Source organism: Bacteroides sp. Marseille-P8574, from assembly GCF_902825465.1.
Classification (GTDB): domain Bacteria; phylum Bacteroidota; class Bacteroidia; order Bacteroidales; family Bacteroidaceae; genus Bacteroides; species Bacteroides uniformis.
In genome coordinates this window covers 2510910-2529344 of sequence record NZ_CADEBE010000001.1, presented here as the reverse complement: position 1 = coordinate 2529344, position 18435 = coordinate 2510910, and the positions used below count along the sequence as shown (strand labels likewise).

General features: G+C 41.8%; 30 protein-coding genes. 15 read left to right on the top strand and 15 right to left on the bottom strand.

What is annotated here, in order from left to right; all coding sequences use genetic code 11:
• Nucleotides 1-74: 74 nt before the first annotated feature.
• The 10 genes from HUX74_RS10825 to HUX74_RS10780 form a co-directional block, all read right to left on the bottom strand.
• Nucleotides 75-731 (bottom strand): hypothetical protein, encoded by a 657-nt coding sequence (locus HUX74_RS10825; protein ID WP_005655407.1) that lies wholly within the window; start codon nucleotides 729-731, stop codon nucleotides 75-77.
• A gap of 68 nt (nucleotides 732-799) precedes the next feature.
• The gene (locus HUX74_RS10820; protein ID WP_005655408.1) at nucleotides 800-1309 is read right to left on the bottom strand and encodes a hypothetical protein; all 510 of its coding nucleotides are present in this window, start codon (nucleotides 1307-1309) and stop codon (nucleotides 800-802) included.
• 15 nt (nucleotides 1310-1324) lie between these two features.
• Entirely contained in the window at nucleotides 1325-1750 is a 426-nt protein-coding gene (locus HUX74_RS10815) for a hypothetical protein (protein ID WP_005655409.1), read from the bottom strand.
• Nucleotides 1747-2217 (bottom strand): hypothetical protein, encoded by a 471-nt coding sequence (locus HUX74_RS10810; RefSeq protein ID WP_005655410.1) that lies wholly within the window; start codon nucleotides 2215-2217, stop codon nucleotides 1747-1749. Before HUX74_RS10810 ends, HUX74_RS10815 begins: the two co-directional genes overlap by 4 nt.
• Nucleotides 2208-2540 (bottom strand): hypothetical protein, encoded by a 333-nt coding sequence (locus HUX74_RS10805; RefSeq protein ID WP_005655412.1) that lies wholly within the window; start codon nucleotides 2538-2540, stop codon nucleotides 2208-2210. The genes HUX74_RS10810 and HUX74_RS10805 overlap by 10 nt, the downstream gene beginning before the upstream one ends.
• A 1-nt stretch (nucleotide 2541) precedes the next feature.
• Nucleotides 2542-2877 (bottom strand): DUF6706 family protein, encoded by a 336-nt coding sequence (locus HUX74_RS10800; protein ID WP_005655413.1) that lies wholly within the window; start codon nucleotides 2875-2877, stop codon nucleotides 2542-2544.
• Between the two features lie 5 nt (nucleotides 2878-2882).
• Nucleotides 2883-3209 carry a hypothetical protein gene (locus HUX74_RS10795; RefSeq protein ID WP_005655415.1) on the bottom strand — a complete coding sequence of 109 codons (327 nt, stop codon included), beginning with the start codon at nucleotides 3207-3209 and terminating at the stop codon, nucleotides 2883-2885.
• Between the two features lie 11 nt (nucleotides 3210-3220).
• Nucleotides 3221-4456, bottom strand: coding sequence for a hypothetical protein (locus HUX74_RS10790; protein ID WP_005655416.1), 1236 nt, complete (start codon nucleotides 4454-4456; stop codon nucleotides 3221-3223).
• Between the two features lie 19 nt (nucleotides 4457-4475).
• On the bottom strand, nucleotides 4476-5123 hold the full coding sequence (locus HUX74_RS10785) for a hypothetical protein (RefSeq protein ID WP_008642519.1): 648 nt from the start codon (nucleotides 5121-5123) through the stop codon (nucleotides 4476-4478).
• A gap of 8 nt (nucleotides 5124-5131) precedes the next feature.
• Nucleotides 5132-5737, bottom strand: coding sequence for a hypothetical protein (locus HUX74_RS10780; RefSeq protein ID WP_005655418.1), 606 nt, complete (start codon nucleotides 5735-5737; stop codon nucleotides 5132-5134).
• Between the two features lie 456 nt (nucleotides 5738-6193).
• Between HUX74_RS10780 and HUX74_RS10775 the strand changes: the two genes are divergently transcribed.
• The 15 genes from HUX74_RS10775 (at nucleotide 6194) to HUX74_RS10705 (ending at nucleotide 11887) form a co-directional block, all read left to right on the top strand.
• Complete coding sequence (locus HUX74_RS10775) at nucleotides 6194-6433, top strand: hypothetical protein (protein WP_005655420.1); 240 nt, start codon at nucleotides 6194-6196, stop codon at nucleotides 6431-6433.
• A gap of 25 nt (nucleotides 6434-6458) precedes the next feature.
• Nucleotides 6459-6710 (top strand): hypothetical protein, encoded by a 252-nt coding sequence (locus HUX74_RS10770; RefSeq protein WP_007219348.1) that lies wholly within the window; start codon nucleotides 6459-6461, stop codon nucleotides 6708-6710.
• 11 nt (nucleotides 6711-6721) lie between these two features.
• Entirely contained in the window at nucleotides 6722-7087 is a 366-nt protein-coding gene (locus HUX74_RS10765) for a hypothetical protein (protein ID WP_005655422.1), read from the top strand.
• A gap of 41 nt (nucleotides 7088-7128) precedes the next feature.
• Nucleotides 7129-7269: a hypothetical protein gene (locus HUX74_RS10760; protein ID WP_162487773.1), complete on the top strand. Its 141-nt coding sequence runs from the start codon at nucleotides 7129-7131 to the stop codon at nucleotides 7267-7269.
• Nucleotides 7270-7280: 11 nt separating this feature from the next.
• Nucleotides 7281-7460, top strand: coding sequence for a hypothetical protein (locus HUX74_RS10755; protein ID WP_005655424.1), 180 nt, complete (start codon nucleotides 7281-7283; stop codon nucleotides 7458-7460).
• 11 nt (nucleotides 7461-7471) lie between these two features.
• On the top strand, nucleotides 7472-7684 hold the full coding sequence (locus HUX74_RS10750; RefSeq protein WP_008642513.1) for a hypothetical protein: 213 nt from the start codon (nucleotides 7472-7474) through the stop codon (nucleotides 7682-7684).
• A gap of 164 nt (nucleotides 7685-7848) precedes the next feature.
• The gene (locus HUX74_RS10745) at nucleotides 7849-8124 is read left to right on the top strand and encodes a DUF3846 domain-containing protein (RefSeq protein WP_005655426.1); all 276 of its coding nucleotides are present in this window, start codon (nucleotides 7849-7851) and stop codon (nucleotides 8122-8124) included.
• Nucleotides 8124-9188, top strand: a complete 1065-nt coding sequence (locus HUX74_RS10740; protein ID WP_008642510.1) for a DNA cytosine methyltransferase — start codon at nucleotides 8124-8126, stop codon at nucleotides 9186-9188. Before HUX74_RS10745 ends, HUX74_RS10740 begins: the two co-directional genes overlap by 1 nt.
• A gap of 22 nt (nucleotides 9189-9210) precedes the next feature.
• Nucleotides 9211-9618 carry a hypothetical protein gene (locus HUX74_RS10735; protein WP_005655430.1) on the top strand — a complete coding sequence of 136 codons (408 nt, stop codon included), beginning with the start codon at nucleotides 9211-9213 and terminating at the stop codon, nucleotides 9616-9618.
• Nucleotides 9619-9638: 20 nt separating this feature from the next.
• A complete protein-coding gene (locus HUX74_RS10730; RefSeq protein ID WP_005655431.1) occupies nucleotides 9639-9839 on the top strand; it encodes a hypothetical protein in 201 nt (66 codons plus the stop codon).
• Nucleotides 9840-9861: 22 nt separating this feature from the next.
• Nucleotides 9862-10146 carry a hypothetical protein gene (locus HUX74_RS10725; protein ID WP_005655432.1) on the top strand — a complete coding sequence of 95 codons (285 nt, stop codon included), beginning with the start codon at nucleotides 9862-9864 and terminating at the stop codon, nucleotides 10144-10146.
• A gap of 109 nt (nucleotides 10147-10255) precedes the next feature.
• Complete coding sequence (locus HUX74_RS10720; protein WP_005655433.1) at nucleotides 10256-10507, top strand: hypothetical protein; 252 nt, start codon at nucleotides 10256-10258, stop codon at nucleotides 10505-10507.
• Nucleotides 10500-10775, top strand: a complete 276-nt coding sequence (locus HUX74_RS10715) for a hypothetical protein (protein WP_005655434.1) — start codon at nucleotides 10500-10502, stop codon at nucleotides 10773-10775. Before HUX74_RS10720 ends, HUX74_RS10715 begins: the two co-directional genes overlap by 8 nt.
• 1 nt (nucleotide 10776) lies before the next feature.
• Nucleotides 10777-11544, top strand: a complete 768-nt coding sequence (locus HUX74_RS10710; protein WP_005655435.1) for an ADP-ribosylglycohydrolase family protein — start codon at nucleotides 10777-10779, stop codon at nucleotides 11542-11544.
• A 10-nt stretch (nucleotides 11545-11554) separates the two neighbouring features.
• Nucleotides 11555-11887, top strand: coding sequence for a hypothetical protein (locus HUX74_RS10705; RefSeq protein WP_005655436.1), 333 nt, complete (start codon nucleotides 11555-11557; stop codon nucleotides 11885-11887).
• A 43-nt stretch (nucleotides 11888-11930) separates the two neighbouring features.
• On the opposite strand, the gene HUX74_RS10700 is transcribed toward HUX74_RS10705, so the two are convergent.
• From HUX74_RS10700 to HUX74_RS10680, 5 genes are all read right to left on the bottom strand, one after another.
• The gene (locus HUX74_RS10700) at nucleotides 11931-14540 is read right to left on the bottom strand and encodes an ADP-ribosyltransferase (protein WP_005655438.1); all 2610 of its coding nucleotides are present in this window, start codon (nucleotides 14538-14540) and stop codon (nucleotides 11931-11933) included.
• 134 nt (nucleotides 14541-14674) lie between these two features.
• Nucleotides 14675-15004 carry a hypothetical protein gene (locus HUX74_RS10695; RefSeq protein WP_005655439.1) on the bottom strand — a complete coding sequence of 110 codons (330 nt, stop codon included), beginning with the start codon at nucleotides 15002-15004 and terminating at the stop codon, nucleotides 14675-14677.
• Entirely contained in the window at nucleotides 15004-16428 is a 1425-nt protein-coding gene (locus tag HUX74_RS10690; protein ID WP_005655441.1) for a phage portal protein, read from the bottom strand. The genes HUX74_RS10695 and HUX74_RS10690 overlap by 1 nt, the downstream gene beginning before the upstream one ends.
• A gap of 15 nt (nucleotides 16429-16443) precedes the next feature.
• Nucleotides 16444-17874 carry a phage terminase large subunit gene (locus tag HUX74_RS10685; RefSeq protein ID WP_174646628.1) on the bottom strand — a complete coding sequence of 477 codons (1431 nt, stop codon included), beginning with the start codon at nucleotides 17872-17874 and terminating at the stop codon, nucleotides 16444-16446.
• Nucleotides 17861-18337, bottom strand: a complete 477-nt coding sequence (locus HUX74_RS10680) for a hypothetical protein (RefSeq protein ID WP_008642501.1) — start codon at nucleotides 18335-18337, stop codon at nucleotides 17861-17863. The genes HUX74_RS10685 and HUX74_RS10680 overlap by 14 nt, the downstream gene beginning before the upstream one ends.
• Nucleotides 18338-18435: the final 98 nt, after the last annotated feature.

Genomic DNA, 18435 nt, shown 5'->3' with positions numbered 1-18435 from the left:
AAGCAGATAATCGTAAGTCCAGCCAAAGGACTTGATAATTTCCCCACGATTACCCCACGGGCTATTTAGCCCGATTACTCTACTCGGTTTGCTTTGAGTTTCTTCGGATTGGTCGTTCCTATCTCCCGTATTGACCGAATAGAGGACGTAAAACCCCCGGGATTCATCATTTGGCTTATCACGTCTGCCAGCTTTTCAAGCCGGGTAGATGTAAGGTGTTCCATGAAAAACGCTTTCAAGGCTTTCACCTCTTTGTCTTTAGAGGGGTCAGCTACCACGGGATTGTTAAGCACGGCTACGGCTGCAATCTCAGCCATCAGAGGAATATACTTGAAAAGGCGTTTGCTTTCCTGTATGGGTTCGGCTTGTATCTTTTCCTCATCGTATTCTATATTCAGATACAACCGCCTCAAACAATCCATCGTACCCAAATAAAGAGGCTTCAAATGGAAGTGGCGCATATATACACGCTCCATAGTTTGCAAAGCGGCATTGGGTACTTCTGTTTCGGACACATCCCAGCCTTTGGGAATACGTTTGTCACGCCACATCTTTACATGGTTCGGAAAATGCTTATTCCACCAACGGATGAAGCGTGGCGGTTTTACCGGGTTAATTTTCAGCGGTACATTGAATTTCACTCCCATGTTCACAAGTGCCTGTATCGCCTTTTCTTCGATTTCCAAGCGTTCTTCACGGGTCAATTCACGTTCATTATTCAGTTGTTCCATTTGTCTTAAAAGTTAAAAAGCCCCCCATCCGGGGATAGGAGGCTATCGGTTCTCAGACTTTTTCAGTGTCATGCTACTGTTGGGTCGCTCATTTCCTCGCTTGCTTGCAAGTTTGATTGGAACTTGATAGTCATAGGCACAAGGCAGATACCCTTTGAAGAATAGGTAATCTCGAATGTCGGGATGATACGCACATTGGCACACCCGATAAACAAGCCCTCTTCCGGTTGAATCCATAACGCCCACTCCTTGTATTCCAATTTTCGTGGACGAATCCAAGTGCGCTTGCCCTTTTCTCCAGCAATAGTACCACCGAAATAACGTGCAAGCAATTCCAAATCCGGGTCCATCAAAGAAAGCTCCACATTTGTAGGTGTTTCACCCACCAACGTAATAACCTTGCTTGACGTTTCCGACTTATGTTCCGTGATTTCGGGAGAATCATCTTTCAAGTTGCAAGTGTCTTGATACACATCGCCCAAATCAAGCCATTGGTTGCCTTTTGCGGGCATACTTCCATCGGTCATGGCAGGGGCGATATAAATCTTTTTCAACCCCATTGTTGCTAAAATCGGCATAATCTTAATTTTTTATTAGTTGATACTCTTTTCTCTTACTGTAAGCTCCAAAGCAAGGGAAACAAAATGTTCGTTTTGGTCTTTCTCCTTAATCGGTGGGTTAAACCGCCCTATGTTCCAGTTATAGCCTTTCCCACTTTCATAATGGTTTTTCAACACCTCAACCACCTTTGCCCTTATCTCTATGAGCCTCTTAAAATGTGTCCTGTAAACGGCTTGCCCCTTGCCTTTGGCTATCACCTTATCCGGCACATGAATATTCACGTTTATCTGACCGTAGCGCACGGATGCTTCACCGTCTATCGTATGAGGGACAATTATCACATCCTCTTTGGTGTAGTCGTTACGCTCGTAATCAATCACACCCGAAATGAAGTTTTTCACCTCGCTTGCTTGAAGCATGGCGTAAACCTTTGTTGCTATTTCCTCAGTCGTTATCATGCTGCGTTCCCGAATAATTCGATTGCTTTCTTATTAGCTTTCATCACCAACTTGTTAATCTCGGCAGGAAGTTCGCTTTTGGCTTTCAGTTCGGCAGGTAGAATCACGTTGTACCCTTTGGCTTCCACGTAGGCGGCATAATTCATTCCGGCTACTATAATGAGGGAAAAAGTGTTTGGCAGCGTGGCGGCATACTTCATTGCAGCCTCCAACATGGCTTTCGCACCCTCTCCGGGCTGGTCTGACCCACCATAGTAAACGATTTCCTTATTCTGTACCACGGCATAGCCTATAGAGTTGGTTAAATTGCCCGTTTGGTCTTGGTAGTTGTGGCTATCCTTAGCATACTTAGCCAGCTTTTCGCCCATGTATTTTAACAAGGTTACGAAAGCCAATTCAAGTTGCTTTTGGAAAGCAGCCACGGGGTTTAAGATAGCCCCTTTGTCAAACATCGGCATTATCCCCATATCTCTATGTATTTAGGGTTTGTATCATCTATTCCCGAAATGGTGAACTCATCCACACCTCCACGCTCCAAAGTCACTTCCACACGTGCGCCTATACTCAAATCACCCTCAAAGTAGGATGGTAAAAACACATCAAAGGTGTATGAATACATTTGCCCGTCCGTTCCCAATCGTTGCTTGGCAGGTATGAATTTCTCCACTTGACACTCACAGCCTTTCACCCACACGGGCGCATCATCGTCCGTGTAAAATCCCGTTGCTTCATCCCTCGTTGCTTCAAGGGGCAAAGCGGTGTATCTGAAAGTTCCGTTATTCCGTGCCATATCACCACAAATTAGAGCCGTCCGTAATGGAAGAAACTTCGACAAAATCCGAAACGTCCAAACCGTTCTCGTTGCAAAGGTCTTTAATGCGCTTCTCCAACTTCTCCACGCTGTAGCCTTGTGAGGACTTACCTAACGTGTCATTGGTAAGCACAATCATCCGCTTTAGCACCTTTATAGCGGCTATGGCTATCGTGCGTTGGTCTGTGTCGGCATTGTACTCACTATCCCAGTCGCTTATCTTCACATCAGCAAGTGCCTTTTGCAAAGCAAGGCGGCTTGGGGTATAGGGTTCAAGCTCACCCACCAACGCATTGTATTTTGTCAAAGTTCCCATCACTACTATTTTTCAAGGGCTTCTTTCAAAGCCGTTACACTCTCATCTGAAAGGGCTTCAATCGCTTTGGTTACACCTTTAACCCCGGCATTTTTGGCAACGGGGGCATTGATGGATTCCAAAGCATCCTTTACCACATTCAAATCATATTCATTGTCTTGGAAAGTGACCTTTTCAGCCTGTTTGCTTTCCAAAGACTTAATCACACAAATGCCCCTTGCAACCAAATCATTAACTCGGTTAAGCTCATCGGTATGCAAGGTTTCACCTACCTTGTAGATTTTGCCTTTGTCGTTTTTGTCTATAAACGCTTTCTTTACTGCCAGTTCCATAAGCAAAAGATTTAGCCTACTTCAAGAGCTGTTGCACTCTCAAATTCGGATTTAGTCCAATAGGTACGTGCCACACCATTTGCATCGGCTGGTACTTCCTTTTCCTCAAAGCCACGCACCTGTAAACAGATGATAGCACCAATTTCAGTGATAAGAGGCAACAAACGTCCAGAGCCTTGTGTATATTCGGCTGCAACTTGACCAGTGGATTCCCCGGTACGCCACTTGGCGATACGAATACCACCGCCAGCGTTCATGTAGTCCACGTTTTCTTCCTCTATCAACTCGCTATCTTCAATGGCGGGCTGAATTTCACCGATAACCCCGGCAGGCTTGATACAGATAAAGTTGTGATTCCACGGTTCAAGCGATTTACGCTTACCGTCCATATCCATACCCATTTTACGGGTAATCACCGTTACAGGGGGGATTTCATTACCAGCAAGCAAATCTGCCATCTGAGCCGTTGTTACGGTCTGAGCCTTTTTATCGTTACCATGTACCAACAAACGGGTCGTTTCGTCCATACGCAACCAAAAATAGAGGTCTTGGCTCATAAGGATTTCGCCCGGCTCAATGCCACGGTTACGCAGGTCACTACAGATAGCCGACAACATCAAAACGGGGGACAACTTGCCAGCTTTGGTATTGGCAGAGTTCCACAAGAAAGCTGATACCAGCTTGTTTGTTTCCGGCATTTGATAATCCACCTCGTACTTACGTCCACCCGGATTGTTGATTTCCGGCACGAACTGAGCCACACCCCAATTAGAGAATGCCATCAGAGCGATAAAGTCCATCACGTCCTTACAGCCCAAATAAGCATCTTTCATGTCGTGGGTAAGGAGCTTTTCAATTTGCTTCACCTTAGCGGATTCACTCAAACGGGGATTTTCGTAAACCTCCATCAGTTTACGGTAATCACGTGCGTACATGGGGAACTTGTGACCCACACGGGGGATTTCCTTAGTCCACACATCGAAGCCGTCAGAACGCCTCATAGGTGTAGGTGATTCATCACCAATCAATGTAGCCATGATACGCAAGTTGTACTTACCTACAAGTGCCTCGGCAGTCAATGACATTTGGGGCGTGTTGGTAGTAAACCAGCTATCACAGTACATCTTCTGAAAAAGGGTTGTTTCACGTTCGGAAGCCTTATCAAAAGTCTTTTTCCACGTTGCCAAAAAGTCAAGCGGTTTGCCGTCCTTGTGAAGCCCTTTGAATGTTGAAAAAATAGATTTCATGTCGTTACGCTAATTTTAGTTAGTGTGATTTCGTTAATTTCACGTGGGGATTCCCTTTCAAGTAATCGCCCGTAGTGTCCTTTTGCCCGGCAGGGATAGGCGGCACACGTCTTTCGTACATTGCGTATTGCATGGTGTCGGCAGAAACATCTACAGAGGTTTCAAACTCGCCTACTTCCACATCGGCAATCAGTACGGAGTTGGAAGTGCCACGCTCCTTTGATTTTGCGGCAGTTTGTCCGTCCGAAACAACCTCTACCAATACATCATCCTTTACAAGCCCGGCAATGGCTTTGGAGAGAGTGACAATGTAATTGTTTCCGTTTCGCTCAATCTTTTCGATTGTGGGAACATCGGCAATGGCTGTAGCGGCTGTGCCGTCTTTCAGCACCAAATCACCAACGGCAAAGCAAGGCTCGTAGAACTCATCCACGTACAGGCTTACTTTCTTGGTGTTTTCTGCATCCACTTCCACCACTTTTGCAGTCTTGATGACTTGCACCGTCCTTTTCACCTCATCCTTGATAGCAAGCGTTCCGGCAGGCACGGTATCGCCAACAGCGAAATGTTGGTTTTCCACGTCCAGATTGAAGCCGCCTTGCACGATAGAGGGCGAACCCGTGAAAATGGGTCGCATCCCGGTAAATGAAGCAGTCTTTCTTTTCATTTCATCTTTTATTTTACGGTTATTGATTCCAGCAAGCTATCAGCAGCTTCATCAATTTGCTTTTCACTTGCCGCCTTAGAACCCCCTGAGTGTTCATCATCAAGCCCATTTGTAATAAGCTCCTGTTTGTAAGCGGAAACGGCATCCTCAATATCTTCATCATCGGAGATTGATTTTGCCAAACGGTCACGGAGATAAGCCGGGATTTTGTGCTTTTCCATAGCCTTAACTACTTCCTTCGCACGGGCTTCTTTGCTTTCTTTGGCTTCGTAGTTAGCAATCTTTTCCTCCATTTCCTTTAACCTCTTTTCAGTCGCTTCGTCCAAAGCCACCTTGCCCTTACGTTTAGATTCTTCTTCCTTACGCTTTCTTTCTTCCTCTTCCTCATCCTCGGTTTGGGTTGGTTTCTTTTTGTTTGCCCATCGGGTTGCTTCACCTTGACTTTCCTTAGCCACTTCCGCAATCAGATTTGCCGTACTTTCTATTGCCTCATCATCGGTAGAATCATCCTCAATGCTGCCACCCATTTTTTCGGTTATCGCTTTAAGGTACTTCTCCGAAAGACCAGTGTCTTTACACAAGCCTTTGACTTTCTCAAAGAGTTTCTTATTCATTGTTGCTTTTGTTATTTAGTAAGTTGAACTTCTACAGAGCAAAGATATGAAATAAAATCATATATGCGTTCTATAAACACACATATTTTACTCGGTAAATTACTTGCCTATTAGCATCTTACGCTTAAAAACAAGACGTAAAAGCGATTTTTCATTTACTATATTCAATATAACAAATATGTGTTTGATTAACACAATAGGAATAATATTTTTCACTCAACAAAAATATATCCTCAAAAAGCACAAAATATATCCTGTTTTGCAGTAAATATATCCATTCGAGCATTTTCACCCATCTTAAATAAAGGAAATTACCACTAAAAGACTATCAAAACCAACTATCACATAGGTATTTTGAAAATATATCCAAAAATATATCCAAATACTTTGTTATATTAAATATATAGCCTATATTTGCATCGTAATAAGATTGATAACGTTTAAAATATATGTGATATGGATGTGAATTATATTCTAATAAAAGGAAACAAGCATTTTAAGTGCCACAGTTTAGCAGAAATGGCTATCTATTTTAGCTTGTCCGTAACCAGCAATGGAAGCGTAATCTGTGATGGCTACCATGATACAATGTCTTATTCTAAAGAGTGGAGCCACGAAGATATTATTACCGATTTCATACGCAACAGAGTAGAGAAAGTAGTACCTGATGTTGAAATATACAAAGTACAAAAATAATAATGCAACACTAAATTTTCAGATTATGGCAACTAAGAGTATTGATAAAAAGAAAACATTGGAATATGCGGTAGCATTTTACTTCTATGATTCGGGATGTGTAAACTTTATGATGGGTAATATCATGTACCAGCATATCAAAACCATTTATGACGAAAGGGCAGACGGCAGAGGGCAAAACACATTAGAGGTAGTTTACAACTACAAAAAAATGAAATATGAAGTGCTGTGCCTCACAGACAGCAAATTAGCTCAAAAAGAAATATCAATACTATAATACATATTGCCATGACACAGAAAGAATTTGAAGAAAGAACCGGGTTGAAGCTAACAGCGGACAACTATATAGAGGTTGAAACTTGCTACATGAATACAGACCTTGATAAAGATGCGTTTTGTAAGTTGTGGATGAAAAACCCGGCAGCTCTGAAAGAAATAGAGCAAAAAACGGTGTTAGTTCGTGAACTTTACGAAGAACGCAAATGTCTTGCAAACTTTCTTATAGAACAAGCCGAAAAGTGGAGTGCATCAGATTTAAGAGAAAAAGCAATAGCTATGATTGGAGAAAGAGAGTATCTCAGAAGAAAAATAGCCAAAGGGTACAACCTTTGGAAATTAGACAAAGAACTATTAGACGAAATTTTAAGAAAGTAATAACCAGTAGGGTAGCAATCCCCTACACAATGCAACACCGTATGAAAAAATATTATTTGCAAGGCAAAGAGATTAGCGAAAAACAAGCTAAAGCCATTGAAGCCAAAAATCAGAAGTACATAAGCAGCAATGATTTTACACTTTGGGCAAAGTGCCAATTTGTAACAGTAGTAACCAAGTAAATTTCAAAATTATGAATGAATACACTTATATCATTTTCGACCATAACGGCAGACGTTTGGGAAAGATTGAGTTTGGAGTGCGCAACAGCGTTCCATCCGCAAAAGAAATAAAAGAAGCCATTAAAGATGGTTTCCCAAATGGTGCGACTTATAAATTAATCGTTCCAACAAGCGTGTGTATCAACCAATAAAATTTTAGGATATGGGAATATTGAAAGATGCAATTTTAGCGGCAATACAGCAGGAACACCCGGATGCTCATTGGGTGGGAAACGAAAAACCCCACATGATAGAATCTACAGCGCAAGCAAAATACAATGACGTTAGACGTGTTGAACGCAATTATACTAAAGGCGTTCACAAGGCAAGAAAGGAGGCTCACAATGGCAATAGTAACAGTACAAGACATTTATAGATGTGATTCATGCAAGGCAGCATCAGACGAATTAGGAAGAGGATGTAAGCATGGTATGCTCTTCCCTCTAATGCTTATAATGGGAAACTTTACTGAGTGTATGAACTATGAGTTTGATGCCGAAAAGGTAAAACTTCAACTAAAACGAAAGGAGGCAAAATAAGATGGCAACACTGATAAAGACAGACGGAAGTAAATTGGAAATCCAACCTCAAAACGGGCTGGGCTTCCAACTGGATGAACTGCAAAAGTTCGTAGATGGTTACATTGATATTATAAACCTACACAATGGGGATATTCTCGTAATCAATGATAATGGGAAAGACGTTTTAGATTCCAACGAAACAGCCACGGAAATAGCGCATAAACACAATGCTATTTTTGGTTGGGATTATATTTGTGGCGATGTCGTTATGTGTAAAGATGAGGAGGTGCAATAATGGAAATTCATAAATTCCCTTATAACTGGAAGCTGGCAGAAGCCAATTTCACTAAAGACAAAGGCAAAGTGTTTTCTTGTTTTGCGTGTGGTGGCGGTTCAACTATGGGCTACAAGTTGGCAGGGTTTGATGTGATAGGTTGCAATGAAATAGACCCTAAAGTGAATCAGGTGTATGTAACCAACCATGCACCACGGTTCAATTTTTTAGGGGATATAAGAGAATTGAGAGAGAGAGAGCTACCGCCCGAACTTTATAACTTGGATATTTTGGACGGCTCACCCCCATGTTCCACTTTCTCCTTATCCGGCAACCGTGAAAAGGATTGGGGCAAAGAAAAGGTGTTCAGAGAGGGGCAAACGGCACAAGTTCTTGATACACTTTTCTTCGACTTCATTGCTTTGGCAAAAGCACTGCAACCAAAGGTTGTGATAGCGGAAAATGTGAAAGGCTTGCTTATGGGTAATGCCATAGATTATGTAAGGCGCATTTACAAGGACTTTGAAGATGCTGGGTATTATTGCCAACACTTCTTACTTGATGCTTCTAAAATGGGAGTACCACAAATGCGAAACCGGGTGTTCTTTGTATGTATTAGGCATGATTTGGGCGTGAATTTCTTGAAAGTGTCTGACCTCTTCAATGTTGAGCCGCATATTAGCATGGACTTCAACGAGCCGGGGATTTGCTACGGAGAATTTGCGGATTACATGGGCAAACCATACGGCAAGCGCATGAAAGAAATGTTTGATAATAGAACACATGGGGATATTGATATGTCAAATGCTTATCGGAAGCTGACAGGCAAAAGAGGATTTTTCAATCAATGTTATTTGTATGAGGATAAAATTTGCAACACGCTTACGGCTCATGCAGACAGCACGATTCCTTTTAATAAGCCTGTGTATTTATCAAAATCTGAGGTGTGCAACGCTTCTACTTTCCCGCAAGACTACGATTTTTGCGGCTTTTCACCGCACTACATTTGCGGTATGAGTGTACCGCCTGTTATGATGGCGCAAGTGGCTACACGAGTTTACGAACAATGGCTATCAAAGTTATAAATAATTAGAGAAAGGAGCTAATATGACAAAAAGAGAAAAGCATCTTTTATGGATGATACTAAATAAAACAATCGGTAGATATATTCTTGTCAATATGCCCGGTTATGGAAGTGGAGAGAGGGCTGATTTGCATTTATATATAAGCAAAATATTGTGTCATTACATACTTATGGATGGCGGCTTGTGGACTATCAGAGGCTTAGAGGATGAATACCCGAAAGGTACATTTGATGTACATGACTGGATAGCAAATAATATAACTGACCGCATGGATGAAACAATAGGTTTTGTTGTTGATAGACAAATGACGCATGAAGAACAGGGTATATGTACAAGAAAATTCTTTGAACTTTTATGTGCTAATATTGATGAGATAGCTAAAGTTGTGATAAGAAGTAAACGTGATAGTGTTGGGCTGTATAATGGATAACATTCAAAAAAAATATAGATATGAGTAAAGAAGAAGCTATACAAGCAATGAAAGAGGGTAAGAAGGTTACGCACCGTTTCTTTTCCTCTGACGAATGGATGACTATTGAAAATGGATTTCTTCTTTTAGAAGATGGCGTACGTATCTCTTTGGAAGATTTTTTTAATTTTCGCAGTGATAGTCTTTGGGATGATGGATATGAATTGTATACCCCCTCATAATAAATCAGAAAGGAATTGAAGAATGAGGTACGCACTTAGGAAGCAAGCTAAAATAGCCTCTGTGTATAGTGAGGATTATTTAAACAAGCATATCATCAAAAGTCTTGATTCATATTTTGGTAATACCAGCGATGAGCACATAACAGATGATATTTCACAAGAGGGATATGTAACCAGTACCGGAGAAGATTATCCAATTCTAAAGGTTAATGACCTTTCTGATGATAATGCTATGTTGGAGTTTGCCGTTATAGGTTTGGAATGCGATATATTAAAATTGTCTTTTTTAGGACGAATAAAAGGATAAACACAATGGAGATAGACCGCATTAACCTTGTATAATAAAATAAACTCGGTAAACATTTGTTTTATTAAATATAATATAGTAATTTTGCGTTTATAGAACACATATAGCAATGAAACAGCAAAGAAAAGTTATTCATGTAGAATTGAAAGAGCCATACAAGGGTAAACGTCACTACTACTTTGGAAGCATTACGGCTATATATGAGCTATTGCCAACCGAAGTAGTAGGGGTGTCTAAAGAATCTCTTTGGAATGTTTTAAGGAATGGTGAACACATGGGAAGAAAGGCGATTGTTAGGTATGGCACACTTCATACTAAGCAATCAAACAGAGGCAAAAGAAAGGAGGCTAACAATGGATGAATGTATTACGAAAGAAATGACAAAATCCCTTTTGAAAGCATTTGAGGGCATGAATGAATCTTTAGAAGATTTTCAAAAGGCTTGTGCATCTACAATAGAATCTACAGAAAAGCATATTGTATCGGCTCTTTTTTTAAGAGAATCTGCAATGCTCATTAAACTGGCAGAATCTTCATTTGTTACACGATGGTACTACAAACATAAGTACCGTGAAGCTAAATATCATAGAATTAAAGCAGAGCGTTTTTTCAATCAAAATTTCAAGTAATATGTTAGGAGCAATTATAGGCGATATTGTAGGCTCACGCTTTGAGTTCAACAATACAGATAACTACAACTTTGAACTATTCACAAAGGATAGCACGTTTACAGACGATACAATTTGTACTATAGCGGTAGCGGATGCAATCAATACGGGCGTAAGCTACAAAGAAAAGTTTCTCCAATGGTGTAGGGCATACCCCAATCCGAAAGGGGCATACGGTGGCAGCTTTGCCCGCTGGATAGCCTCAGACAACCCACAACCATATAACAGCTTCGGCAATGGCTCTGCAATGCGTGTTTCCCCGGTTGCATGGGCTTATGACAACTTAGATAAGGTTTTGATGGAGGCAGAGAAAACGGCTATAGTAACCCATAATCACCCGGAGGGAGTTAAAGGAGCTGTAGCAGTCGCACACGCCATTTATTATTTGAGGACAACCCACAATCAGAAAGTATATGAGAATATAATGCAATCGTACTATCCTCAATTCATGGTAAACGATTATTATGCTGGAATATTTGATGAAACGTGTCAAGGCACTGTGCCGCTTTGTTTGAAAATTATTCGTGTAAGCACCTCTTTTGAGGATGCAATCAGACGGGCAATTTCATGGGGTGGTGATAGCGACACGATAGGGGCAATAGTAGGCTCAATGGCAGAAGCACTTTGGGGCATACCAGATAGTTTCATTTGGAATGCTCTAAGAATACTTCCTGATGATATGCGTAATGTTATTGGATGCTTCTATAACACTAAAATCGAAGTAATTTAAACAAGTTGTTATGACAAAAACAAAAAACAACTCATTAACTCACCTTTGCATCTATTACAAAGGAGAGAAAGAATGCCCTTTCAGAGAAGCCGACAAACAAATGTTTTGGCTTGGTGAAAAATGGTGGACTGAGCAAACCGAACTTGCAAGCGATGCCGGGTGTGAACGTATTGCCCCCATCCTAAAAGAGTACACAAATGCCGGGCTATCCAACTTTGAAATGTACGATGGTGTGCCTATCACACTGAAAGCGGTACTTTTCAATAGATACTGCAAGTATGCCGAAAGGACGGATATAGAGGGCTTCAAAGACCTGTATCAATCCACCTATATCAAAGGCTAAACAAAAAGCAAAGGCGCATCAGTAACGGTGCGCCTTTATTGTGTCAATACTTGCAATAGAATCCCATCGAAGTAGTAACCATTTCCTTTATCTCTTTTGGGCTTTGTTCCAAAACTTCCATATCTATATACCATTTACCATTTGTATATTCAGCTTTGGTTATTCTGAATTTAGTGCCACGCTGTAGGATGATTTCATTTTCCCCCGTTGTTGTAGGCTTAGAAGTTCCGTTCCACTTCTTACCCGGACAATAGTCCCCATTGTCATGGCTTGAACCAAATGCAGAAAAAGGCTCTGCGTAGGTCATTTGTGTACCTTTCGGACAATAGATATTCAGACAAACGGGCTTACTTCCAAAGTTCGTATTCCGGCAATTACCACACGACATAAAGGAATCATCCGTACCAACCTTGCCAACAAGCTTAGACGGGTCAGATATATAAGCATCCAAATCAGACAGCCCAAACCGATAGTTTACAAAAGCACTGATTTCGTCACGCTTTACCCAAACATCATCTTTAAGTGTGCTTCGGGCTATATATTGGGTCATATCGGCAATATGCTTTTCAGCTTCGGACAATCTACTACCATAGTAGTGATAATATCCCTTAATAGCACGCAAAGGCTCTGTTATATAACTACTACCAGCCGTATATTGATACATAGCCGCCTTTTCATTGGTGCTTGCAAGTTTCCACATATCCACGGCATTATCAAAGAAATAATCGTTTGCATCTGAACTATGAATAAACCATTTCGCCTCATCCTTTCTTTCCTGCGTAAAATCGGAATCCTTAAACTTAACCTCCTTTACTTTTGATTTACGCTTGGCAGCGGCTTTTTCAATGCTTTCTTTCCTTACATTGAGTTCCGTAATGGTTTGTTGTGCCATTGCTTTATCATTGCCGTTGATTGCATTTTCAAGCTGTGCAATGAGCGATTGGTAAGGCTTGGACTTGGTAGAGAACTTAGATAGGTCGGCATAGTTATCCTTGATGGCTTTCCAATCTATCTTATCTTGAACAATGCCAATCTGTTTAACATAGGCTTGTTGTGACACCTGCCACGTTGGGTACTTCTGTTGTACATTGTGATAGTTACCACCTAAGAAGTCGTATGCTTCAAAATTCAGTTTCTTTAATTGTTGTTCCAAAGAAAGGCTATCCCATTGTGCCAGCTTATCAGCAACCGCCTTGTTTACGGCTTTTGCATCGGCTAAAGAGAACTTTTTAGCCACCTCCATAGGGCTATCTATGTAACCCAGTGAATAAATATCCTTGCCTATAACTTTCAGTTTACGGGCTTCCAACATGATAGCGGACAAATCAGGGTGTTTTAGAGCCTCAGCTAAAGCCGTAGTATCAACGTCAGAAATACCACCCATAACACGGAGCATATTATTACCATAGTGATAGGTCGCTTTTCTCACATTCCACCGTTGCCGGATGGCATTTGCTTCCGCTTCCGTCCGGGCTTCGTGCCGGGCTTTCGCTATCTCTTTTGCAGTCGGTGGATAGATAACCTTTTCATTGTCCCGTAGGAAGTAGGGCAAAGTCCCTTTCTCCGTTGCATCCTTGATGCGTTGCTCATTGTCTTGCATCCACCCGGTAAATTGGGATGGCAGCTCTTTTACCTTTTCCTCACATTCCACCGTTGCCGGATTATCCCCGTCCAAAATCTTATCCAGCATTTCGTCCAATTCTTCTTGCTTTGCCAGTACGGGTACTTGATAGCAACGGCAATTCGGGTGCCACCCTTTCCAACGGAATGTTTTAGGGTACACACCTTTCAAATCATCGCAAATGTCAGATACGGGATGATTGTTGGATAGCTTGATTTCAATGCCTACCACAAAGTCGAGTTGCGCCCAACGCTCAAAATCGGCTGTACGATACGCAATGTTGGTTTCAGTCCGTGCAAGCCTTTGGGCGTTACGTGCGGATGAACGGTACACGCCCCGCCCCGGATGAAAATGTTTCGGGCTATCATCCACCCATTTGTAGGAGTTGGCTTCTTTGTCCCAAACCCTGCGTTTCCACTTTCTACCATAGATAGGTTGCCCGTTCTCATCTTCCCCTACCTTGATACGGAAACGCCTGTAAAACTTATCGGGGTCTTGTAGATACTTCTTTATCTGAGCCGCCAAACGATTAGCCGGAACACCCTCACCAATCGCCAAATCCAAAGTATTTTCCAGCTCATCACGGAACATACCCGTATATCGCCAAACCTTTTGAGAGAGATTCAAACCACCGTCACCACTCTTACGGGCAAAGAAAGCATCCATAGCCTCTTTGTTGCGCTTGAAGAAACGGGCAAAGTGATTATCCTTTATTGATTGTTCACCGAACACACTTTTAACCAAAGCATCGTTATTCTCGTTAGATGCAAGCCATTCCTTTTCTACACCGCCCCGGATAATTTGGTAAACACGGCTGTACATATCCCTAAGAATGGGCGTAACTTCCTCACTATACCCATAGTCGGCAAAAGAGAAAGGCTTCCCATCCTCCAACTCCGTACCCTTTACCAAGTTAATTATTCGCTCAAATGCTTGTTGGTAGATGATACGGACATTGGCAGCGTAACCCTCCGTTCTCTTGAAAAGCTCCGCTTGCATCTTCTTATAGTCTATGTACTTCTTCTTTGCCATGCCACTACTTTAGTTTAAAGTTGGTGCAATAGTCCTTATCTAAAAACTTGCTGTATTTATGGAAAGGGCATTTGCATAAGAACGGCTCACCTTTCCAGTTCAATTCGTGGAAGTCGAAAGCGTGTTTGCAGTCCCTACAATGGTAGTTCTGCGTTGATGTCTGTTTCTTCTTTGCCATAGTCGCTATCATCTAAGAAACTGTATAACAAATCTTTTTTAGTATTGAAGCAATTACATTCATTATGCTTACAAATTGGGTCTTTATCACCAAAACTTCTATATTCACTTCTTTGCACCTCTACATATATAATTTTGGTATAATACTCCCCCGAAAGAGAACAAGTACCTACAGGTACATCACCTATTACCTCCACTTCAATATTGCTAATTTGGATTTTCTCCGGCTTATTATTGCGCATAATCCAAACCTTATCGCCAACATTGTATTTTGTCTTTATTTCCATTATTCAGCCCCTCCGAAAACGTCCATTTTGTTTAACTCCATTTGTTGCTCCATCCGTTCCGCTTCTTCTTGTTTTAGCCGCTCTATTTCTTGTTTCGCATCTTTTACAAGGTAGGACAATTCTACATAGGTTTCACGGCTCAATGCCCCATCATTGTATTGCTTAGATAGGTCGGCAAGCAATTCGCTCACATCTTCCCCGAAAGGCTCTTGGAACTCATGCCTTAACAGCAAGGCATCATATTCAGCCTTATGCCGATAGTCAAGCACATTACCTAAAATAGCTATCATAAGATTAGCGTGGCGTTTCATATAATCATCGTGCTTTTCCTTGTGGCGTTCTGCCTTGATAACGGCAAGCAACATCACTTTGCGTATAGCCTTTGCCGAAAGGTTGCCTAATGATTTCATATTGTCAAAATCAATGTTGGGCGTGAAAGACTTTGAAAGAATGTGTTTATCCAATCTTTCAAACTCATTCTTTTTGCTTTCGCTCGCCTCATTCCATGTAAGGTAGCGTACATCACCGCCATTTTTGAGAATAAACAGTTTGGCTTCTTCTTCCGACTTTGGCAAGCTATTGAGGATTTCAGAAGTAGCCACCATTGCCGGGTTAGAAAAGCGGTCATTAGTATCTGCATCGGTGCTTTCCATTATTTCAGAGCGTTCAATCATGGGTTGCACCTCCTTATGTTCGGGCGTTTGCTCAAATATCAGCACGGGAATTTTCCCTATTGGATTATCCTTTATCTCAACCTCCCAACCCATTTTGCCACGTTTGGCACGATATACAGTCTCTTTAGTGTATATATCCACATGGTAAACGGTATTGTTGCCTGCCTCTGTCAGATAGTAACCCCACGCAAAAGCGGTAATCCGTTTGTATTGGTCACGAATGGTATAAATATCATCGTTGTTTTCCCGGCTCAACACATTCAGCAAAAGGGATGGTTTATTATCACTATCCCGGTACACATGGTAAAGAATGGCAGAAATGCCCTCCGCACCAGCCAAACGTTTAGCCTCTCTAACTTTGGCATTGAAATGTATTTCATTCAGCCAATCTTTGTAGTTCTGAAAAGCATAATCCGTACCCGTTGAAAGCTGTTGCCATTTTACGGGTCTGCCATAGAGAAACACCAAAGAAATTTCATTGATGAATTGAGGGTAAGGAATGGGGATTTTCCACCGTTTACTCCAACGTAGAAAGTTGCCTTTCTTATCGTAAACGGCTCTATCCTTACGCTCCATCACTTTGTGAGTGTCAATCTTATACTCACGTAAATTATTGGCGGCTTCTTCCGCATGGGCTTTCATCATGGAAAGAGCACGGGTCACATCCTTAGCCGTCAAAAGGTCGGCAAAGTTTTGTTGGTAGCCAATAGCCGCCTTTACCTCGTTAGAAATAATGTTTAATAATCCCATTTTGCTTTATTGTTTTTAAGCGGTTATACCTAATCTGCGTTCTATATCATCGGGTATATCATACTCGTTATAGTCAAACCATGCTCGCATCAGAAACATATCCCTCCAGTCCGGGGAACAACCAATATCCATCTTGATTTCTTCTTTGGGTTTCAATTTTAGTTTCCCGTCCGAATCAGCTTTCCATGTTTGCAGTTGTTCCAGTTCCCTTATGATTTCTTCCTTATCGGCAGTGCTTATCAAATCCTCATCTATCCCCACTTCCGTAGCGTTTATGTGGTCTGCCAGCTTGTAGCCGCATTGGGTCTGTAGGTTTTGGTAGTTTTCACCATTGAAAGGGGTAGAGTTGTTCACGAATCCCTGAATGTCGCAATTATCCACCACTCCACCGCCTACACCGTCCTCATCAACGATACATTTATGGTTGGGTATTCTATACTTCTTTTGCTTGTTGATTATCCACGTCTGAATATCGGTAGTCTTAGACACGGGAAAACATTGTAGCTCTATGATATGCCAACCGTCCCAAACGGCAAGACGGGCATAGTCAGCTCCGAAGCGTGCAATATCACCTGTAATATAGTTTGTACCTGTCTTGATTGAAATCTTATTCCCGAATATCTCACAGATTGCATCATGTGGACAAAGGGCGTTGGGGTTATCGTCATATTCCCAATTACCTTTCAAAAGACGTTCACGCTTTACTTTATCCTTTGTGGTTTTCAAGCCCTCTATATAATCGGGGTCTATGAATGGATTTTCTTGTACAAGGCAAGCAAGGTAGTACATATATTCGGGCAATTCCCCTTTCTTATCCGGCTTGTAGAATGTATCATACATCCAATTCTTTTTAGGGTTGCACGTAATGAATAACTTTCGCCTCAACCCCAGTTCATTGTTAAGGTGTCGCCCGATACGTGTTTTCAATGTATCATAAGCTCCAAAATTCACCTCGCCACCCTCTTCAATCCAGCCGCCTGTATATTCGATTGAGCCGTAACGCTCATACAGAGGGTCGCCCGGCTTATATTGCAAGTCCAACAAGTCAATGCGTGAACCGTTGAAAAATTCGATATAATTGTATTGCCCGTTATACTTGTACAAGGTATCATCAACCCCATATTGATTGCAAACCTTGTAAAATGTGATAAGTGTAGATTGTGTGATACGCTTTAACTCGGCACGTCCGATAAACCACTTTGAACCGGGATAACAGAGGCACATAAACAGAAGCCACACCGCACCCGTCCATGATTTTGCACCCCCGGCAGCACCTCCGTACAAAAGTTCAACGTGTTCATTGTCGGTAAGTATCTTCAAAGCGTGTTCTTGCTTCTCATGCTTCAAACCATCCTTTACGGTGATGAAGTCGAAACAACCACGCTTGAAAAGCTCAATCTTCACTGCAAGTGCCATCGGCACGTCTGTAACCTTACTTCGTGCCATTGCCTGCCTTTATTTTTTCCAGCAAGGAATTGTATTGTAGCAACTCATCCGTAGTAAGAGCCGACAAATCCATGCTATTGTTGGTTACTTGTGCGTTTACTTCGCTCTCTATCTGTTGGGTGGGTTTACCGAAAACCCTATCAAACAGACTATCTACCGTATAAGTCCTACCATAGCGAATATCTGCGTTAATGGCAGACACCACATTTAGCACCCACACGGGCGTTTTCTTGTTGGGCGTTCCGTCTTTGTTCTTAACCAACCCCTCCAAAGTTTCGGGCGTACTTTCCATCAAGAAACGGATAACCTTATAGTAGTCCTCTTTGCTCATTTCCGGAGCTACCTTTTTGCCCGTAATATCTTTGATGTATTTATACACGGACGGCTTCCTACCCGAATTTTGGGGTTGGTTATCAGATGAAAATCTATTCCCTATTTTATTTCCTTTCTCAAAAAGTGCCATCCGTTGATTTATCGTTGGTTTATGTGTTCTATAAACACACTTACAAAGTAAAGAAAATCGGATAGCGTGATACCGTCCGATTCCCTTTACCCGGTTAA